At 61.8% G+C, this 19,143-nt stretch carries 20 protein-coding genes; 11 read left to right on the forward strand and 9 right to left on the reverse strand.

Features of this window, described 5'->3' with window-relative positions:
* Positions 1–70: 70 nt before the first annotated feature.
* Both ACKZ62_RS10615 and zapE read right to left on the reverse strand, forming a co-directional pair.
* Positions 71–1,372: a protein kinase gene (locus ACKZ62_RS10615; RefSeq protein ID WP_447096645.1), complete on the reverse strand. Its 1,302-nt coding sequence runs from the start codon at positions 1,370–1,372 to the stop codon at positions 71–73.
* A gap of 39 nt (positions 1,373–1,411) precedes the next feature.
* A complete protein-coding gene (zapE, locus tag ACKZ62_RS10620) occupies positions 1,412–2,506 on the reverse strand; it encodes a cell division protein ZapE (protein ID WP_447096646.1) in 1,095 nt (364 codons plus the stop codon).
* Positions 2,507–2,720: 214 nt separating this feature from the next.
* Here zapE and ACKZ62_RS10625 point away from each other — a divergent pair, with 214 nt between their 5' ends.
* From ACKZ62_RS10625 to ACKZ62_RS10655, 7 genes are all read left to right on the forward strand, one after another.
* Positions 2,721–3,221 (forward strand): Csu type fimbrial protein, encoded by a 501-nt coding sequence (locus tag ACKZ62_RS10625; RefSeq protein WP_032889867.1) that lies wholly within the window; start codon positions 2,721–2,723, stop codon positions 3,219–3,221.
* The gene (locus tag ACKZ62_RS10630; RefSeq protein ID WP_122680612.1) at positions 3,215–3,757 is read left to right on the forward strand and encodes a Csu type fimbrial protein; all 543 of its coding nucleotides are present in this window, start codon (positions 3,215–3,217) and stop codon (positions 3,755–3,757) included. The genes ACKZ62_RS10625 and ACKZ62_RS10630 overlap by 7 nt, the downstream gene beginning before the upstream one ends.
* An 18-nt stretch (positions 3,758–3,775) precedes the next feature.
* Positions 3,776–4,318 carry a Csu type fimbrial protein gene (locus ACKZ62_RS10635; protein WP_032889863.1) on the forward strand — a complete coding sequence of 181 codons (543 nt, stop codon included), beginning with the start codon at positions 3,776–3,778 and terminating at the stop codon, positions 4,316–4,318.
* Positions 4,318–4,809, forward strand: coding sequence for a Csu type fimbrial protein (locus ACKZ62_RS10640; RefSeq protein WP_447096647.1), 492 nt, complete (start codon positions 4,318–4,320; stop codon positions 4,807–4,809). Before ACKZ62_RS10635 ends, ACKZ62_RS10640 begins: the two co-directional genes overlap by 1 nt.
* Before the next feature lie 26 nt (positions 4,810–4,835).
* Positions 4,836–5,624, forward strand: a complete 789-nt coding sequence (locus ACKZ62_RS10645) for a fimbrial biogenesis chaperone (protein WP_095184396.1) — start codon at positions 4,836–4,838, stop codon at positions 5,622–5,624.
* A 71-nt stretch (positions 5,625–5,695) separates the two neighbouring features.
* Complete coding sequence (locus tag ACKZ62_RS10650) at positions 5,696–8,041, forward strand: fimbria/pilus outer membrane usher protein (RefSeq protein WP_032889856.1); 2,346 nt, start codon at positions 5,696–5,698, stop codon at positions 8,039–8,041.
* A 47-nt stretch (positions 8,042–8,088) separates the two neighbouring features.
* On the forward strand, positions 8,089–9,009 hold the full coding sequence (locus ACKZ62_RS10655) for a Csu type fimbrial protein (RefSeq protein WP_050442866.1): 921 nt from the start codon (positions 8,089–8,091) through the stop codon (positions 9,007–9,009).
* Here the strand turns inward: ACKZ62_RS10655 and ACKZ62_RS10660 are convergent.
* Both ACKZ62_RS10660 and ACKZ62_RS10665 read right to left on the reverse strand, forming a co-directional pair.
* The gene (locus ACKZ62_RS10660; protein WP_447096648.1) at positions 9,006–9,743 is read right to left on the reverse strand and encodes an anti-sigma factor family protein; all 738 of its coding nucleotides are present in this window, start codon (positions 9,741–9,743) and stop codon (positions 9,006–9,008) included. The two genes, ACKZ62_RS10655 and ACKZ62_RS10660, sit on opposite strands and share 4 nt — an antisense overlap.
* Entirely contained in the window at positions 9,740–10,246 is a 507-nt protein-coding gene (locus ACKZ62_RS10665) for a sigma-70 family RNA polymerase sigma factor (RefSeq protein WP_032889850.1), read from the reverse strand. The genes ACKZ62_RS10660 and ACKZ62_RS10665 overlap by 4 nt, the downstream gene beginning before the upstream one ends.
* Positions 10,247–10,415: 169 nt before the next feature.
* Here ACKZ62_RS10665 and ACKZ62_RS10670 point away from each other — a divergent pair, with 169 nt between their 5' ends.
* A complete protein-coding gene (locus ACKZ62_RS10670) occupies positions 10,416–11,498 on the forward strand; it encodes a catalase (RefSeq protein ID WP_122680615.1) in 1,083 nt (360 codons plus the stop codon).
* Positions 11,495–12,034 (forward strand): cytochrome b, encoded by a 540-nt coding sequence (locus ACKZ62_RS10675; RefSeq protein ID WP_099600977.1) that lies wholly within the window; start codon positions 11,495–11,497, stop codon positions 12,032–12,034. Before ACKZ62_RS10670 ends, ACKZ62_RS10675 begins: the two co-directional genes overlap by 4 nt.
* Before the next feature lie 21 nt (positions 12,035–12,055).
* Here the strand turns inward: ACKZ62_RS10675 and ACKZ62_RS10680 are convergent, their stop codons facing one another.
* Entirely contained in the window at positions 12,056–13,207 is a 1,152-nt protein-coding gene (locus ACKZ62_RS10680; RefSeq protein ID WP_032889844.1) for a M14 family metallopeptidase, read from the reverse strand.
* A 98-nt stretch (positions 13,208–13,305) separates the two neighbouring features.
* Here ACKZ62_RS10680 and ACKZ62_RS10685 point away from each other — a divergent pair, with 98 nt between their 5' ends.
* Positions 13,306–13,518: a hypothetical protein gene (locus ACKZ62_RS10685; RefSeq protein ID WP_179178769.1), complete on the forward strand. Its 213-nt coding sequence runs from the start codon at positions 13,306–13,308 to the stop codon at positions 13,516–13,518.
* A gap of 151 nt (positions 13,519–13,669) precedes the next feature.
* On the opposite strand, the gene ACKZ62_RS10690 is transcribed toward ACKZ62_RS10685, so the two are convergent.
* Entirely contained in the window at positions 13,670–14,020 is a 351-nt protein-coding gene (locus ACKZ62_RS10690; RefSeq protein WP_447096649.1) for a DUF6124 family protein, read from the reverse strand.
* 131 nt (positions 14,021–14,151) lie between these two features.
* Between ACKZ62_RS10690 and ACKZ62_RS10695 the strand changes: the two genes are divergently transcribed.
* Entirely contained in the window at positions 14,152–14,787 is a 636-nt protein-coding gene (locus ACKZ62_RS10695; RefSeq protein ID WP_095184402.1) for a LexA family protein, read from the forward strand.
* On the opposite strand, the gene ACKZ62_RS10700 is transcribed toward ACKZ62_RS10695, so the two are convergent.
* The 3 genes from ACKZ62_RS10700 to ACKZ62_RS10710 are packed head-to-tail and all read right to left on the reverse strand — an operon-like array spanning position 14,784 to position 19,134.
* The gene (locus tag ACKZ62_RS10700) at positions 14,784–16,709 is read right to left on the reverse strand and encodes an acetyl/propionyl/methylcrotonyl-CoA carboxylase subunit alpha (RefSeq protein ID WP_447096650.1); all 1,926 of its coding nucleotides are present in this window, start codon (positions 16,707–16,709) and stop codon (positions 14,784–14,786) included. The two genes, ACKZ62_RS10695 and ACKZ62_RS10700, sit on opposite strands and share 4 nt — an antisense overlap.
* Positions 16,706–17,512, reverse strand: coding sequence for a gamma-carboxygeranoyl-CoA hydratase (locus tag ACKZ62_RS10705; protein ID WP_099600981.1), 807 nt, complete (start codon positions 17,510–17,512; stop codon positions 16,706–16,708). The genes ACKZ62_RS10700 and ACKZ62_RS10705 overlap by 4 nt, the downstream gene beginning before the upstream one ends.
* A 14-nt stretch (positions 17,513–17,526) precedes the next feature.
* Positions 17,527–19,134: a carboxyl transferase domain-containing protein gene (locus tag ACKZ62_RS10710; protein WP_447096651.1), complete on the reverse strand. Its 1,608-nt coding sequence runs from the start codon at positions 19,132–19,134 to the stop codon at positions 17,527–17,529.
* Positions 19,135–19,143: the final 9 nt, after the last annotated feature.

The raw sequence follows: 19,143 nt of genomic DNA on the forward strand, positions 1-19,143 counted from the left end.
GAGGGGGCTTGCTCCCGATAGCGGTGGGTCTGACCCACTGCAATCGGGAGCAAGCCCCCTCCCACATGGTTTAAGAGTGTTGGATAGATGCCAGCAAGGCGTTGATTTCTTCGAAGCTCGGTCGTGCCAACACATCCGGCTGACAGCACATTTTTTGGAGTTCCAAGAGTTCACCGCTCAACCCCGTTTCAACCCGCTCCAACAATTCCCCCAGCAACACCCCGAACGCCCGCACTTCAAGTCGCTGTAACGCCCGTGTCTCCAAGGTATCCGTCGTGGCATGGAACGACGCTGCGCCAAAATCCCCTAGCAGGCAATCGCCCACTTCATTCCACAGAATATTGTGGCCGTACAGGTCGCCATGGGTGATGCCGTGCCTGTGCAAATGAGCGGCCACCGAGGCGATGCCCTGGGCCATGCGCAAGGCCACATTGGCACTGAAACGGGCAGTCGGTTCGTAGATGTCGCGGGTGCACGAAGCCAGGCTCGGCAGGGCGGCGAGGTTGCGGTAACTGGGGTCAATCAGGTCCATCACCAGTGCGGCCTGGTGATCGGGATGGCCGACTACACGGCCCTCGACCTTGATCAGATTGGGATGCAGCCCGGCGGCGATGCAGGCCTGCATTTCGTGCAGCGGCGAGCCATCGCTGGTGATCGTGCCTTTATAGAGTTTGACTGCCACCGGCTTGGCCTGCGGTTTCCATAGGGCCTTGCGGATCACCCCCGAGGCGCCTTCGCCCAGCACTTCGGCCAATTCCAGTTCTGCCCACGGGATGTCCGGCGTTGCGTCGTCTGCCGCCACATCCACTGCCATTTCCACCGGGTTTCCGGCATAGGCCAACCAGGTCAGGCTTGGCAGGGCTAACAGCCATTGCGGCAGATGGGTAAAGCGGTTGGACGCGATGCGAAGCAATTCGAGGTTGTGACAGTTGGCCAGGCTTTCCGGCAGGGCCGCGAGTTGGTTCCCGGCGAGCATCAGTTTTTGCAGCAGCGGCCGCTCGCCCAACGCGTCGGGCAACTGGCTGATGCGATTGTCGGTGAGGATCAGCCAGCGCAACAGCGGCGGTAAAGCGGCGGCGGGAACGTGGCTGATCTGGTTGGCCTTGAAGCCGATCATGCTCAACTTGGCGCACTGCCCCAGGCATTCCGGCAGCTCAGTAAAAGCGTTGTCCGAGCAGAAGAGCACGCGAAGGTGCGGCAGGCGGTGCAGGTCGTCGGGCAGGCGGCTCAGGGCGTTACCGCTGAGGTTGAGGATCTCCAGGGAGTCGGCCAGCCCGAAGATTTCTTCTGGGAATTCGGTGAGCCCGCAGGACAGGTCCAGGCGCGTAACGCCGGCCAATTGGCCAGCCTTGAGTTGGGCGAGGGTATTCATGAACGGCGCGGTCACTCGGCAAGGGGGCGTAAATGGCGCTCATGATACCGGGTCGGGCACCGGTTGCGGGCTGGCGTGTTGCAGTTGATTCAGGCGGCTGGCGGTGCGCGCCAAGTCGATGGCCTGACCGCTCATCGCCTGTGCCAGCGGTTGTTCGCCGATCAGGATCAGGTGCTTGTCTTTGTCGTAGAGCACGTCCACCAGGTTGATAAAACGCTGCTGCACAGCGATCGGGCACTCGGCCAAGTGGGGCAGGCCGTCGATGATCCAGTGATCGAAATCCTCGCACAGCAGCAGGTAGTCCATCACGGCTGTCAGCTGTTCGCAGAGGTCGCTGAAGGTAAACGCGATGGTACGAGCGTGATGCTGGCGGCAGATCAATTGTCGGTTGCCCACCGTCAGGTGCTGCGCCGGGCCATCGGTGACCGGCAGGCCGAGCGCCGCACGCTGGGTCGGTGTGCCCGGCCACACGTATTGCCCGGTGGTAAAGCGCTGCACGGAATGAGCCTGGGGCAGGCTGCGGAAATCCTTGGGCGAGCTGACTTCCAGCACCTCCATGCGCGTGGCGATCAAGTCGATCACCGGTTTGAACCGTTCGTGGTACAGCGGGTTGGGTAACAGGCCTTCGGGCGCATAGTTGGAGGTGACCAGCACCAGTACGCCGCGCTGGAACAACGCCTTGAACAGCCGGGTAATCAGCATGGCATCGCCGATATCGTGCACGTGGAACTCGTCGAAACACAGCACACGGCGGCCGTCGAGCAGTTCGTCCAGGGTGACGGCCAGGGCATCCTCGGCCTTCTGGTGGGCGAACATGCCCCGGTGCAACTGGGCGAAAAAATCATGGAAGTGCACGCGCTGCTTTTCGGCGATGGGCAGCGCCTGGAAGAAACCGTCCAGCAGCCAGCTTTTGCCGCGACCTACCGGGCCGTGCAGGTACAGGCTGCGGGTGGGTTGGCCAGCGAGCAGATGCTGGGTCGCGCGCGCCATGGCGGCGATTGCCTGGGCCTGGCCGGCGCTGAGGGTATAGCCCTGTTGCCGGGCCTTGTTCTCAAAGAACGTCTGAATGGGCGAGTCGTCGTGGCCGTCGGCATGTTTACCGAGCAAGCGACGGATTAAAGGAAGCACGGCCAATGGGATTCACTCTGTGTGTCGAGGTCGCTTACTTTAGGTCGCCCGGGGCGATTTGACCAATACAGAAGGCCGCGGCCAGCTATCTCTAAACGGCATGGAGCACAGGTAATCCTGTCCACACTGGCAGATTTTTTCTCAGTGACTACCCTTCTACATGGCAGTCACCCCTGTATAAGGATTTGGGGCAGTGAAGGGACGAGCAGTATTGACAGTCATGGGCGCGATGCTCTGCAGCACGGTTTACGCGGCGCAACTGCAAGTTGTGGTGCGCATCGATGTGCAACGGGGCTGTCAGTTGGTGGGCACCACCCGCAGCGCTGGCATCGAGCAACTTGGCGTATTGGATTTTGGCAGCGGCCCGCGTCTGGATGACCCGGCCGGGCCGTTGAGTGCGGCGCTGATCAGCCAGCGCCAGCCGCGCCTGGAATGTAACCCCGACACCCCGTACCAGATGCGCGTCGATGGCGGCCTGAACGGTGGCACCGGCGAAGTGCGTTACCTGAGCACGGGCATCCCCTCCGGCAAACCCATTCCTTATCGCATTTATGCCGACGCCGCGCGGCGTGTTCCGTTGCCAGTGAATGTCCCGCTCAGCGGCCGTGTGCCGGACTCTGGCTCCGTCGATCTGCCGCTGTATGGTCGTATCGAACCGCTCAAGGACATCCCGGCCGTCGGCCGTTACACCGACCTGCTCAAGGTAACGGTCACATGGTGAACCGTGGCTGGACCCTGCTGGCCATGGGTGGCCTGTTGCTGCTGGCTGAAGACGCCCGCGCGGCGGTGGCCAGCGGGTTTATCCAGGCGCGCATGGTGATCACCGCCAGTTGCGAAGTGAGCAAGGGCAATGACACAGCGCCAGTCAGCCCGACGGGCGGCACCGCCATGCTGGACTTCGGCAGCCAGGGACCTACGTGGAGCAACCCCTTGGGGGCGAACATCTCAGACGGCAGTAACGCGCCGCTTACAGTCTCGTGCAACCCGACGGTCGCCAGCTTTACCGTGACCATCGACGGCGGCACCAATGCCGTCGGCACCACCCGGCGCCTGAGCAACGGCCGCCAGACTATCCCTTATCAACTGATGGCCGACCCGCGGGGGCGTATCCCTTACACCATCGGCCAGCAACGCAGTTTTGTAGCCGCTAATGGCACGCAAATGACCATCCCGGTGTGGGGCGCCGTGGTGGCCAATACCACGGCCCTCCCTGCAGGAACCTATACCGACACATTGACGGTGACACTGGATTGGTAAATCAAAAGGATGACGATCATGCATGCACTTGTATCTCGACTCGGCGTTTGTGCACTGGGTCTGGCGATGGCCTCCAGCCTGAATGCGGCCACCACGGTGACCGGCCAGATCACCTCCAGCCTGACACTGATTGCCAGTTGCCAGGTCAACGGTTCCGGAGCGGCTACTGGTCTCAACTTCGGTAGCTTGAACTTCGGCACCACCAACAGCCTGTTTACCAATGCTGACGCCCAACTGCTGGGCGGTACCGGTACTGGTGGCGCGCTCTCGATCCTGTGCTCCAGTGGCACCACGCCAGCAGTGAAAGTGCGTGCCGGTGCCCATGATGGTGCTTCTCCGGGTGGTACCCGTGCACTGGCCGACGGCGCGGGTAACTTCGTGCCTTACGACTTCTACACCGACAGCGGCCATTCGGCGCTGCTGGCGATTGACGGCGTGATCACCCTCGCGACCAGCACCGGTGTGGCGCAAACCGTGAACCTTTATGGTCGGGCAGTGGGCAAGGCCGGGCTGCCGGCGGGCACGTACTCGGACACCGTGGCCGTTGAACTGACGTTCTAATGCGCTGGCTTCGCGCATTGCTGGCCTGTGGCCTGGTGGTGCCGCTGCCGTTGGCGGCGGTGACCAGCCAGAGTTTTCAGGTGAGCGCGACGATTACGCCGGGCTGCCTGATCGTCGGCGGCGGCGCCAACTACGGCGCGCTGAACTACGGCAGTTACTCGGCCCTGGCCACCAGCACCGTGACCGCGGTGCTGACCGGCGGCGTGACCCTGCAATGCACGCCGGGGGTGGCGTTAAGCATGAGTGTCGACGGCGGCCTGCATAACAGCAGCGGGCGCAACCTGCAACTCAACAGCGGCAGTACGCGAGTGGCTTATCAGCTGTTTCGGGACGCGGCGTTCAGCCAGAGCCTGGGGATCAGCCAGAGCGTCAGCGTGGCGTACAGCGACGCAAACAACATCAGTCTGCCGATCTATGGGCGGGTGGTTTTACCGGGCAATCAGCCTGGGGGGACTTACAGCGACACGCTGCAGGTGCAGCTGACGTGGTAGGGCTTATCGGTAAAAGGAGTGGTTTTATGCGTTCACCTTCCCGGCGGCTGTGGGCCGCAGGTATTGCCTTGGGGGCGTTGTGCACGACGGGGCTGGTGCAGGCCGCCAGTTCGGTGCTGATCTGGCCTATCGACCCGGTGCTGGAAGCTGATCAACAGGCCAGCGCGCTGTGGCTGGAGAACCGCGGAACGGAAACCGCGAGCCTGCAGATTCGCGTATTTGCCTGGAGCCAGAGTGGCTTTGACGAGCAGTACCAGAACCAGCGCGATGTGATCGGCAGCCCACCGGTGGCCAGGATCGAACCGGGTCAAAAGCAACTGGTACGCCTGACCCGCACCCGTGAAGTGCCGCCGGGCCAGGAGTTGGCCTACCGCATCATCATTGATGAAATTCCCTCGCCATTGCAGGTGCCCACGCCGCCGGAAGGCAAGAATACGGCGGCGGCGATTCGTTTCCAGATGCGCTACTCGGTGCCGTTATTCGCCTACGGCGCGGGGCTGTGGAGCAAGGAGGACGCCACGCGTCAGCGTGACCCGGCGGGCGCGGGCAAACCGGACCTGAGTTGGCACAAGGTCACCGTCGCGGGGCGCAATTACATCGAGGTGCGTAACCAGGGCGCTGTGCATGCACGATTGACGGACGCGTCGTTCAAGCAGAGCGGACAGACCCGGCCGCTGGTGGAGGGCTTGTTGGGTTATGTGCTGCCCGGCGCGACGATGCGCTGGCCGGTGCCGGATGCTGTGTCGGCTGATCAGCCGTTGCAGGTTCGCGTCAATGGTGCGGCGCAGTTGGAGAGCCTGGCGCCGAAGCGTTGAAGGCAGTGTAACGGGGCGGGGAAGCTCCGGGTTTTAAGCAGATGGAGATGTCCATTGAAGGACACAACGCCATGGTGAGTCGTGGTCGGGCTCGTCATCTATGGCTGTCGGTGGTGGTCAGCGGGCTGTGGGGCGTGGCAGTGGCTGGCGACCTGCCACCGCCGCCGAGCAGCATGGAGGCTGTCGCCGATGCACAGTTATTTCTGGAGTTGGTGGTCAACCAGATGGACACCGGCCGCGTCGTTGCAGTCGATCAACGTGCCGGACAACTCTATGTGCCGGCCGGCGCGCTGCAGGATGTGGGCATGAAATTGCCCGGTGAACTCAGCGGCAGCGTGGCCCTGGACGCAATCCCCGGCCTGCACAGCGATTACGACAGCAACGGCCAGCGCCTGCTGATCGACGTGCCGCCGTCGTGGTTGCAGGAGCAGTTCATCGGCAACCGCGACACCTACCCGCGTACCCAGGCCATGAGCAGCTTTGGCGCTTTGCTCAACTACGACCTGTACTTCAACGACACCGATGAAGGCGGCAGCTACCTCGCGGCCTGGAATGAAGTGCGGCTGTTCGACAACTGGGGCACCTTGTCCAACACTGGGCAGTATCGCCAGACCCTGGCCGGCGGTATCAACGACAGCACCCTCAATAATGGTTACCGGCGCTACGACACCACCTGGCGTTTCTCGGATGATGAGCGCTTGCTCACCTACGAGGCCGGCGACGTGATCAGCGGTTCGCTGCCCTGGAGCAGCTCGGTACGCTTGGGCGGGGTGCAGTTGTCGCGCGATTTTGCGGTGCGCCCCGATCTGGTTACTTATCCCTTGCCGCAATTTGCGGGCGAGGCGGCAGTGCCGTCGTCGGTGGATCTGTTCATCAACGGCTACAAATCCGAAAGCGCGCTGCTGCAACCGGGCCCCTACACCCTGACCAATATCCCGTTTATCAACGGCGCGGGTGAAGCGGTGGTCGTCACCACCGACGCCCTGGGTCGCCAAGTGTCGACCACGGTGCCGTTCTACGTCACCAGTACGCTGTTGCAACAAGGCCTGACGGATTTTTCGGTGGCGGCCGGCACGTTGCGCCGCGACTACACCGTGCGCGACTTCTCCTATGGATCAGGGGTGACCAGTGCCACGTTGCGTTATGGCTACTCCGACAACCTCACTCTGGAAAGCCACGCCGAAGCCACCGGCGATCTGACTCTCGGCGGGCTGGGCGCCAATGTGCGCCTGGGCAATTTTGGCGTGCTCAACACTGCCCTCAGTCAAAGCCAGTTCGAAGGCCGCAACGGCCAGCAACTGAGCCTGGGTTATCAGTACAACAGCACCCGTTACAGCCTGTCCTACCAACGGGTGGAACGGCGCGCCGATTACGCCGATTTGACCCTGGTCGACACGCCCTACGCCAGCCTCAGCAAGCGCAGCGAACAGGTGACCCTGAGCCTCAATCTGCAGCGTTTTGGCAGCCTGGGCCTTGGGTATTTCGACGTGCAGGCAGCGGACGATTCCCGCACGCGCCTGCTCAACCTGAGCTGGAGCAAACCGTTGTGGCGCAACACCAGTTTCTACCTGTCGGCCAATCGCGAGATCGGCGATAGCAATTGGGCCATGCAGGCACAACTGGTAATCCCGTTCGACCTCAACGGCAGCCTTGCGTTGAGCACCGAGCGCGGAAAGGACGGCACTCGTCGCCAGCGCGTCAACTACAGCAGTGCGGTGCCCAGCCAAGGTGGGTTCGGCTACAACCTGGGGTATGCCCAAGGCGATGCACCCAGCTATCGACAAGCTGACTTGACCTGGCGTTTGCAGTCGGTGCAATTGCAGGCCGGCGTGTACGGCAGCAGCGATGCCGAGACGCGCTGGGCGGATGCCAGTGGCTCTCTGGTGTGGATGGGCGGCGACACCTTTGCTGCCAACCGCATCAACGATGCATTTGTGGTGGTGAGTACCCAGGGGTTTGCCGGGATTCCGGTGCGCTACGAAAACCAGTTGGTGGGAGAGACCGATCGCAATGGGCATTTGCTGGTGCCATGGAGCAGTGCGTATTACCGGGGCAAGTATGAAATCGATCCGCTGAACCTGCCGCTCAATGTGCAGAGCCCTAACGTGGAACAACGAGTTTCGGTGCGCCGTGGCGCGGGTTATCTGCTTGAGTTCCCGCTGCGGCGAGTGCTCGCTGCGAGCGTTACCCTGGTGGACAGTCAGCATCAGGAATTACCCCTGGGCAGCCTGGTGGTCCATGAGCAAAGCGGCCAGCAGGCGGTGGTGGGCTGGGATGGTCTGGTGTACCTGGAGAACCTGTCGGCCCACAACACCTTGCAGGTGACGTTGGGACAAGGGCGAGCCTGCCAGGCGACCTTTGATATCGATGAGCAGCAACAAGGCGTGCCGCTGATCGGGCCGTTGGTGTGCCAGTGAGAGGCAGGGCATGGTTGCTGCTCGGGCTGCTGCAGGCGGGCCCGGCGATGGCGGCGTGCTCGGTGGTCACCACCGCGCCGGCCAGCTTCGGCTCGATCAGTTCAATGACGGTGCGCACTGCCGCGCAGACCAGTTCCACGGCCAACGCCGGTTTGAGTTGCACGTCGGCGCTGATTTCGCTGTTGGTGTCGTCGGACCACTTCTACGCCACCGTTACGTCGGCCCAGAGTGGCATGGTCGGGCCGACCGGTGACGTGATCGGTTACACCCTTTACGGCAACAACAGCAGCAGCTATCCGATTACCCGAGGCACGCAATTCGATTTTGGTGGATCCGGGGGGATTGCCCAGGCGTTGGGGCTGATCGCAGGGCCAGGGACGAAAACCGTGCCGCTGTACCTGAGCAGTATCACGGGCAGCAATGTGGCGGCGGGGCTATATACCGAGACGTTGAACATTGCCTGGAACTGGAACTATTGCTCGGGGATCGGCATCGGCGGCGTCTGCCTGGGACGGGACATTGGTAATGCCGTCGCGACCCTGACGGTCAGCATGATCGTCACCAACGACTGTCAGATCACCGCGCCCAATATCAGCTTTGGCAGTGCTCCGGTGATCAGTGGGTTCACTGCCGTGACCGGACAAACCATCAACATCGCCTGCACCAAGGGCAGTGCCTACACCGTGGGCCTGAGCGACGGCCAGAATCCGCTGAGTGCGGGTGGGCGGCGGCGCATGATTTCAGGCAGCAATTACCTGGCCTACGACATTTTCAAAAGCGCCGGCACCACGCGGTGGGGCAGTGTTGGCGCAGCGCGGCGGGCCAGTTCCACGGCTGAGGTCAACCCCGGCAATGGCTTGGGCACCGGCAGCCAGGTGTTCAACTACAACGCAAAAATCTACAGCGACCAGACCACCCCACCCGCCGGCACCTATCTCGACAATGTGGTGCTGGACGTGGGGTTCTAGAACGGCTGAAGGGAGGGTGGCGGCTGATCCGTCGGGCTGACCACCGCATAGTTGTAGCCGCCGCCGGACCAGTATTGCGCTTGTAATCCATCCGCCGTGCGCTGGCCGTGGGGCAGGAAACCGTTGTCCGGGCCCGGTGGGCGAATGTAGAAACTGATGCGCCGACCCTGGGGATCTTCGTACAGCACCATGGCGGCGGCGCCTTGGTCGGTGGTGAGCAATCGACCGCTGACCGGCTTGAAGCCCGACTGACTCAAGTCCGGCAGGCGGTGGGCCTGGTTGAAGTAGCGGTCGAGCCACGCCTGCATGGTGCCGCTGTCCTGGCCGTTGTAGTCGGCGGGCATGATGCCTTCCTGGGCAAACAGGCGGAACGCTTGCATGGCGTCGGCCATCGGCAACATCGGTGCTTGTGTGGCTTCACGGGCGTGCCAGCCGCCGAGGCCGCCCAGGCTGACGGCAATCAGCAATACCGCCGCCGTGGCGAAGTGGCGGCGCGATTGATGCTTGATGCGTTGGCGAATCAGCGCCGGGTCCAGTGCCGGGTTGGGCGGCTGTTGCAGGGCGCCGCTCAAGGACGCGCGCAGTAGTTGCGCGTCCTGTTGCCAAGCCTGGACCCGGGCCGCGACGTAGGGATGGGTCGCCAAATAGGTGTCGAGCACACGGCGATCACTCTCCAGGAGCTGGTGGTCGACGTAGGCATGCAGGTCGCGTTCGCTGGGGGGCAGGCTGATCATTTGAGTATCCGCAGGGAAGGGCTGGCAATTTCGCCATCGCTGAGTTGACGCAAGGCTTGGCGTGCCCGGGACAGGCGCGACATCACGGTGCCCACTGGCACATCGAGGATGTCGGCTACGTCCTTGTAGCTCAAACCTTCGACCGACACCCATAACAGCAGGGCGCGCTGTTCGGTGTTGAGTTGATCGAAGGCTTGCAGGGTCGACTGGGCGATCACAGTGCGCTCCACCGACGGCTGCGCGTCATCGCGGCCGGTAAAAAACTCCAGCATGCGTGCATAGCGCCGGGTGCGGCGGTGGGCGTCGAGGAACTGCCGATAGAGGATCGAAAACAGCCACGCGCGCAGATCGCCCTCAACGCGTTTGTCGGCCCAGCGGGTAATCGCCCGTTCCAGAGTGGACTGCACCAGGTCATCGGCGCTGCTGGCGTTACGGGTCAAGGACACGGCAAAACGCCGCAGCCTGGGGATGAGTTCACGTAACTGTTCGTCGAGTTCATGCATGGGTGTCTGGCTGGTCACTACGCTGGGACTAGAGAGACGTCCGGCGTTAAGGGTTATTCCAGGCTAGGAAAAATAAATCCACGGCCAGGGAATAGAGCAGATCGGCATTCGTCTCAATGCTCCGACCTTAAGTTTCACCCCCTAAGGCCTCTGGCCCTGGAGTTTGTTCATGGTAGATCACTCATCACCGCCCCGTCCTGCGTTGAGCACTGCGAGCCTGATTGCGCGACTCGCCGGTATTGGGGCCGTAGTTGCTGTCGTTGCCGGGGCATTTGCCTACGTCAACGGCACGCTCGACCCACAGCGGCTGCGGCCGAAAACCTTGGTCAATGCCCTGGAAACGAATAACGGCGTGCACCCTGGTTTTCGCCGGAACCATGCCAAGGGCGTGTGCGTGGCCGGGTATTTCGAGAGCAGCCCCGAAGCCCGTGCGTACTCCAGTGCCCAGGTGTTCAGCGAGGCCAAGACGCCCCTGGTCGGCCGGTTTGCGTTGCCCAGTGGTAACCCATATGCACCGGACAGCAGTGTGCCGATCCGCAGCTTTGCCGTGCAGTTCAACCAATCCAACGGCCAGCAATGGCGCACGGGTATGAACAGCATGCCGGTGTTCCCGGTAGGCACGCCCGAGGCGTTCTACCAGATGCTCAAAGCGGGTGCGCCCGATCCGGCCACCGGCAAGCCGAACCCGGCGAATATGCCGGCGTTTTTCGCCGCGCATCCCGAGACGGCGCCGTTTTTGGCGTGGGTCAAGACCGCCAAGCCATCGGCCAGTTACGCCACCGAAACCTATAACGGCATCAACGCGTTTTACTTGGTGAGCGCCGATGGCAAGCGCCAGGCCGTGCGCTGGGGCGTGCTGCCGCAGAGCCAGGACGCGGCGGGGGATACTGCGCCGGGCGGTGCTGACTTCCTTGAGAAAGACTTGGCGCAGCGCCTGGCGTCAGGGCCATTGCGTTGGCAGTTGAACATCACCCTGGCCAACCCCGGCGACCCACTCGACGATGCGAGCAAGACCTGGACCGGCGAGCACAAAGTGTTGAACGCCGGCACCCTGGTGCTGCAAAGCAGCCAACCTCAGGCCGACGGTGATTGCCGCGACATCAACTTTGACCCGCTGATTCTGCCCAGCGGCATCGAAGCCTCAAATGATCCGCTGCTGGCCGCCCGCTCGGCGGCGTATGCCAGTTCGTACCTGCGCCGTGCCGGTGAAGTCGGCCCGTTGCACAGTGCCCCTCAGGAGTCGAAACCATGAATGCCCACCCTCGGTTTTTTGCGCCCCTGGCACGTCTGCTGCACTGGTTGATGGCGCTGATGGTCATCGCCATGTTGTTTATCGGCGCGGGGCTGGCGGCGTCGGTGTCGGAGCGGCATGAGTGGTTGATCCACCTGCACAAGCCGCTGGGGATTGCGATCCTCGCTTTGGTGATCGTGCGATTGGTGGTGCGTTTTTCCACCCGTCAGCCGCCGTTACCGTCTGACTTACCGCAGTGGCAAGTGCTGGCGGCCAAGGCATCCCATCTGGTGCTGTATGGGTTGATGCTGGTATTGCCGCTGCTGGGTTGGGCGATGATCTCGGCGGCAGGTGATCCGGTAATGCTCAGCAGTTCGGTGCAGTTGCCGGCGCTGGTGGCGGCTAACGCGCCGCTGTTTGCGCTGCTGCGCAAGGCCCATGGGTATCTGGCTTACCTGCTGTTTTTCACGGTGCTGTTGCACTTGGCGGCGGCGTTGTTCCATGGACTGATTCGGCGTGATGGGGTGTTGCAGAGCATGACCGGCACCAGGGACTGATGCCGGCTGAGGGCAGGGGCGTTAGCGCAGGACCGTGACGATATCGGCCACGGTACTCAACACATCCTTGCCCAATTGCTTGGACCGCTCACCCGACCAACCGGTTTTCGGGTTGGGGGCGTCGTCGTTGTCCTTGAATGGCATTTCCAGGGTCAGGGACAGGCAGTCGTATTTTTCGCCGACTGCATTGCACGCCAGGGTCATATTGGCTTCGCCCGGCAAGTCGCGGGTGTAGCCATGTGTGGTCTGGAAGTCTCGGGTCAGCGCACTCAAGTGGCGGCGGAAGTGTTTTTCCAGCGCTTCGATACGCGGGGTATAGCCCGGGTTGCCTTCGCAGGCGGCGGTGAACACGTAGGGGATTTCTTCGTCACCGTGGATATCGAGGAACAGGTCCACACCGTACTCTTCCATCTGTTGCTGCACGAACAGCACTTCTGGACTGATCTCCTGGCTGGCGCTTTGCCAGGCACGATTGAGGTCCTGCCCCATGGCGTTGGTGCGCAAGTGACCGTGGAAGGCACCGTCGGGGTTCATGTTCGGCACGAGGTACAGGTCGGCAACGGCCAGGAGTTTTTTCATCTCGGCATCGCCGTCCTGTTGCAGGCGCTCGATGATGCCTTCCATGAACCATTCGGCCATGTGTTCGCCGGGGTGCTGTTGGGCGATGATCCAGATGTTGCGACGGCCTTCGCCGCCTTTGCCACGGCGCAGCAGTTGGATATCGCGGCCTTCTACGCTTTTACCGGTCGCCAGCAGTTGAGTGCCGGCGTATTTCAGCGCCAGCTCTATCAGCCGATCATGGCGTTCACGGCTGTAGGGCTCGAAGTAGGCGAACCAGGCATGTTTCTCGCGGGTTTCGAGGCTGATGTGCAGGATCTCTCCGTCGAAGCGAGTCGGTACTCGGAACCAGTTGACGTGATCATAAGACGCGACAGCGTGGTAGCCGCTCCAGGCATGCTTATACGAGGAGCCACCCGCGTTGCTCAGGCGAAAGGTGTGGGTGTGGCCCACGTGCATGCCTTCGGCCTTGAAGTGGAACCATTGGAAATGGTGACTGCGGGTATCGGGTCGAATTGCCAGCAACAAATGGTATGCATCGCTGGCGTCGAGTACTTGGATATTGCCACTGTCGAAGTCGGTGCTGATCTTGATGGAAGTCAAGGCCACGGTCATAGTCTGGTTGCCTGAATATGAGTGTTGTGACGACTATATTACACAGGAGTCTGGTAAAGACTGGACGCAAAATTGTTGCGAGAAGGGGGGCGTCATCCGTGACGCTGCCGCAGCTTAAAATCTATGAGATTGATTCTCAAGCGCTATTTCGCAGAGATCTGAGCCAGAGCGCCCGACTGACTTTCTTTTGGCGATGGTCTTTTGCTACCATGCGCGCCATCGAGCAACACACAGTCTTCATTAGCCTGAAGCCACGCCAGGGAAACTGGCAAAAAAAAGACCCGGCCAAAGAGCCGGGTCAAAAACCGTGATTAGCCTGATGAGGAGATATTCCAAGAGTCCGACCTAAGGTCCCTTGGTTTATCGACTGATCTCGCGATCAGCTGAGCCCAATAATAATCATTATCATTTGCAAGTCAAATGTTTTTATCCCTGTGATAGAAATATTTTCCTTCGCGCCTCTTACGCGTTCGTCTGAGCCCCCGATGCCTGCAGCGACCGCTCTATCATCGCCTTCGCCATATCAATCAAATACACAACTGAAAACGCCAGGTCGCGCTGATTGCCTTGATGGCTGCTCGCCGATTCATAGGCCGTAGCGGCGGCGCTGCGCAACAGCTCTGAGGCGTGGACCAGCGCTTCTTCCTGACTGATGCCCGGTTTGAGTGTGAAAAAACCTTCGTCCGGGACGGGTGCTGACATATTTCCTTTCAAGTAAAAGTCCAGCGCCCTCTGGGCAGCACCGCTGCTGCGCAGGTTGTAAACGTCGTCACTCTTGGTGGCTTCAGGCAGGAGATACGGGCTCGTTGTCATAAGGGGCGGTACTCTGTGTGGGTGTCGAAAACCTTGAGCCTGATAATAGTACGTATCGTATTTATGTCGTTTTATGGATTACTACAAACTGTTTATTGCCCTGAAAAATACCTGCCGTATTGTCTGGCGCCATGGATAACTGGATAGCGTTGGTCAAGGCCAACATGAAAGACCGCAAGGTCACACAGGGTGAGCTGGCTGAACGCTTGGGCATGTCCCAGGGCGGTGTGGGCCATTGGCTCAACAAGCGGCGCGTGCCGAGCCTGGCAGACATGAACCGGGTCCTGGAAGAGTTGGGGCTGGGCTACCTGGAAGTGGTGCAGGAGGTGCGTGAGAAAACCGACGAAGTCCCCATTCAGGCTAAACAGTACACACCGTATTTTCGCTACCCGGTCAGCGAGTGGAGGGGCCTGTGCGAAGTGCGCGAAGAGCGCCCCGCTTATGGCGCCGCGGGCTTCGAGCTGTCGGACTACCATGCCCACGGAGATGCCTTTTGGCTGCCCGTGACGGGGGACGCCATGACGGCGCTTAGTGGCCTGAGCATCGCTGCGGGCATGATGATTCTGGTGGATCCCGCAATCGCCGCACAACCCGGCAGGCTGGTGGTCGCCCAATGGGCAGACAGCCCCCAGGCGACCTTCCGCCAGTTGATGGAAGAGAGCGGCGAGCTCTACCTGGTGCCGCTCAACCCTACCTACCCGAAACGGCTGTTCACCAAGGATTGCCGCATCCTTGGCGTCGTCGTGCAGGCCACGGCGAAGTTCTAATCAGCGGTTTCGAGTTCCACCAGCGCGCAACCTTCGGCAACCATTTCGCCTTCCTGGCAGAACAGCGCCTTGACCACTCCGGCCTTGGGCGCGCGGATGCTGTGCTCCATCTTCATCGCTTCGAGCACCACCAATTGCGTGCCGGCTTCAACCGCTTGGCCGACTTCCACCAGCACTCGCACAATGCTGCCGTTCATCGGCGCTGTAAGGCCACCTTGATGAGACTGGTTGGCCTCGACGGCGGCAATTGGGTCGAACAGGCTCACGCCATGCATCTCGCCATCCCAACGCAAGAACAGGGTGCCCTCGCGACGTACTGCCAGATGTGAATGACGCACGCCGTGATGATCGATCAGCAGGTGCTCCCCGCACAGTCGCGGAACATCTTCGCCCACTGTCACTCGGCGATCCTGCCCATTACAGCTCAAATGCAGGGAAACCTCGGCGGGTAGCCCGGCACGAAACCCACGGGTGTCCGCCCAAGGCCCTTCACCCGCCGGCAAGCTCTGCATAAACGCCGAACCCGCCGCCTGCCAGAATTCATCGCCCAACTCACCGGGCACGGGCAGCAACTCATCCTGATAACGCGGAATAAATCCGGTATCCAGTTCGGCCGCCGCAAATGCGGGATGGCCAATGATGCGCCGCAGGAAGCCCAGGTTGGTTTTGATCCCGCCGACGGCAAACTCATCGAGCATACCCAGCAATCGCAGACGTGCCTGCTCACGGTCCTCGCCCCAGGCAATCAACTTGCCGAGCATCGGGTCGTAGAACGGCGAAACGCTGTCCCCTTGCCCAACGCCGCTGTCTACCCGACGCCCCGGGCCCGACGCGGATTCGCGGTACAGCGCCAAGTGCCCGGTGGCGGGCAAGAAGTCATTGGCCGGGTCCTCGGCATACAAGCGCACTTCAATCGCATGGCCGATCAGTGGCACCTGTTCCTGGCTGATCGGCAGCGCTTCGCCCTGGGCGACACGAATCTGCCAAGCCACCAGATCCAGGCCGGTGATGGCCTCGGTCACCGGGTGTTCTACTTGCAGCCGCGTGTTCATTTCCATAAAGAAGAACTCGCCGCGCGCATCCAGCAAAAACTCCACGGTACCGGCGCCAACGTAGCCGATGGCTTGGGCGGCACGCACGGCGGCTTCGCCCATGGCTTTGCGCTGTTCAACACTCAGCCCCGGCGCTGGCGCTTCCTCGACGACCTTCTGGTGCCGACGCTGGATCGAGCAATCGCGTTCATTGAGGTACAGGCAATGCCCCTGTTGATCGGCAAATACCTGGATCTCCACATGGCGCGGCTTGAGCAGGTATTTCTCCACCAGCATCTGGCCGTTGCCAAAAGAGGACAGTGCTTCACGCTGGGCCGAGGCCAATGCTTCGGCGAGTTGGTCGACGTGCTCAACCACCTTCATGCCCTTGCCACCGCCGCCCGCTGTGGCTTTTAGCAGCACCGGATAACCAATACGTTCGCAGGCGGCGCGGAAGGTTTCCAGGTCTTGGGCTTCGCCGTGATAACCCGGCACCAACGGCACACCAGCGGTTTCCATCAGCGCCTTGGCGGCGGATTTGCTACCCATGGCGTCGATGGCCGAGGCGGGCGGGCCGAGGAAGATCAGGCCGGCGGCTTCAATCGCCCGGGCAAAACCGGCGTTTTCCGACAAAAAGCCGTAGCCCGGATGAATCCCTTGGGCACCGCTGGCGTGAGCGGCCGCGATGATCTTATCGATTTGCAGGTAACTTTCCGTGGCCTTGCTGCCGCCCAGGTCCACGCGAATATCCGCCTCGCGACTGTGCCGCGCATCGCGGTCGATGGCGCTGTGCACGGCCACGGTTGTCAGGCCCATTGCTTTGGCGGTGCGCATCACCCGGCAGGCAATCTCACCCCGGTTGGCTACCAGCAGGGTCGTCAGTGTACTCATGGGCGCGGCTCCTGGGATTGCCAGCTCGGTGACCTTTTTTGCAGGAACGCCCTCAATCCTTCCTGCCCCTCGGCACTGACGCGAATCCGCGCAATTGCGTTTTCGCAGTAGCGGCGCAGTGCTGGGGTGAGGGCGCCGTTGCCCACTTCACGCAGCAGATCTTTACTCGCGCGCATCGCTGCCGGGCTGTTTTGCAACAGGTTGGCAATCCACTGCTCGACCTGGGTATCCAGCTCACCGGCCGGGTAGCTTTCGGCAAGCAAACCGATGTCTCGCGCACGTTGGCCACCAAAGCGTTCGGCCGTCAGAGCATACCGGCGCGCCGCGCGTTCGCCGATGGCCTGCACCACGAACGGACTGATCACCGCCGGCGCCAGGCCAATGCGCACTTCCGACAGGCAGAACTGCGCGTCATCGGCGCCGATCGCCATGTCGCAGCAACTGATCAACCCGAGGGCGCCACCGTAGGCTGCGCCTTGCACCACGGCCAGGGTCGGGATTTTCAGCTTGGCCAGGTTGTACATCAGCTCTGCCAGTTCGCGGGCGTCGTCGAGGTTGGTGTGGTAATCCAACTCGGCCGACTGCTGCATCCAGGCCAGGTCCGCGCCGGCACTGAAGTGCTTGCCGCGCCCGCGCAGCACCAAAAAACGCAGGGATGGATCGCCTTGCACCTGGTCGAGAGCAATGATCAATTCGCGGATCATTTCGGCATTGAACGCGTTGTTCTTGGCTTCACGACTGAGCCACAGGGTGGCGAAGCCACGACTGTCGGTGATCAGTTCGAGGGTGTTGAAATCGCTCATGGGTACAGCTCCGATTACATGCGGAACACGCCGAAGCGGCTCGGCTCGATAGGGGCGTTCAGGGAGGCGGACAGCGCAAGGGCGAGCACCTCGCGGGTCTGCTGCGGATCGATGACACCGTCGTCCCACAGGCGCGCGCTGGAGTAGTAGGGGTGGCCCTGGGTTTCGTACTGATCGAGGATCGGCTGCTTGATCGCGGCCTCTTCTTCAGCACTGAATGCATTGCCCGCACGCTCGGCCTGCTCACGCTTGACCTGCACCAACACGCCGGCGGCCTGCTCGGCGCCCATGACCCCGATGCGTGCGTTGGGCCACATCCACAAAAAACGCGGGTCGTAGGCGCGGCCGCACATGCCGTAGTTACCGGCGCCGAAACTGCCGCCGATGATCACCGTGAACTTCGGCACCTTGGCGCAGGCCACGGCGGTGACCAGCTTGGCGCCATGCTTTGCGATGCCGCCGGCTTCGTATTTCTGGCCGACCATAAAGCCGGTGATGTTCTGCAAAAACAGCAGTGGAATCCCGCGCTGGCAGGCCAATTCTATAAAGTGCGCGCCTTTTTGCGCCGCCTCGGCAAACAGAATCCCGTTGTTGGCCAGGATCGCAATCGGGTAGCCGTGCAAGTGCGCAAAACCGCACACCAGTGTTGTGCCGAACAGCGCCTTGAATTCATCGAACACCGAACCGTCCACCAACCGTGCGATCACTTCGCGCACATCGAATGGCTGCTTGGCATCCGCCGGGATCACGCCGTACAGCTCATCGCTGCTGTACAACGGCGCCACTGGCGCGCGTTGCACCAACTGGCCCTGCTTGCGCCAATTGAGGTTGGCCACACTGCGTCGGGCCAGGGCCAGGGCGTGTTCGTCGCTGTCGGCATAGTGGTCGGCCACGCCGGATATCTTGCAGTGCACATCGGCCCCACCGAGGTCTTCAGCGCTGACCACTTCACCCGTGGCGGCTTTTACCAGCGGTGGGCCGGCAAGGAAGATGGTGGCCTGCTGGCTCACCATGATCGCTTCGTCCGCCATGGCGGGTACATAGGCGCCACCGGCTGTGCACGAGCCCATCACTACCGCAATCTGTGGGATGCCTTGGGCGCTCATATTGGCCTGGTTGAAGAAGATCCGCCCGAAGTGCTCGCGGTCGGGGAATACTTCATCCTGGCGCGGCAGGTTGGCGCCGCCGGAGTCCACCAGGTAGATACACGGCAGGCGGTTCTGCTCGGCGATGGTCTGGGCGCGCAGGTGCTTTTTCACGGTCAGTGGGTAATACGAACCGCCTTTCACCGTTGCGTCGTTGGCGACGATCATGCATTCGACGCCTTCCACGCGACCGATCCCGGCGATTACCCCGGCTGCAGGCACGTCTTCGCCGTACACCTGATGGGCGGCCAATTGGCTGAGTTCAAGGAACGGCGAGCCCGGATCGAGCAGGCGATTGATGCGCTCACGGGGCAGCAATTTGCCACGTGAGGTGTGCCGCTCCTGCGCCTTGGCGCCGCCGCCTTGTTGTACATGGGCGAGCAAGGTGTGCAGGGCGTCGACCTGTTGGCGCATCGCCGCGCTGTTGACGGCAAACTCCGCCGAGCGCGGGTTGAGTTGAGTGTGCAAGGTGGCCATGAGGGCGCT

The sequence above is a fragment of the Pseudomonas sivasensis genome, assembly GCF_052938085.1.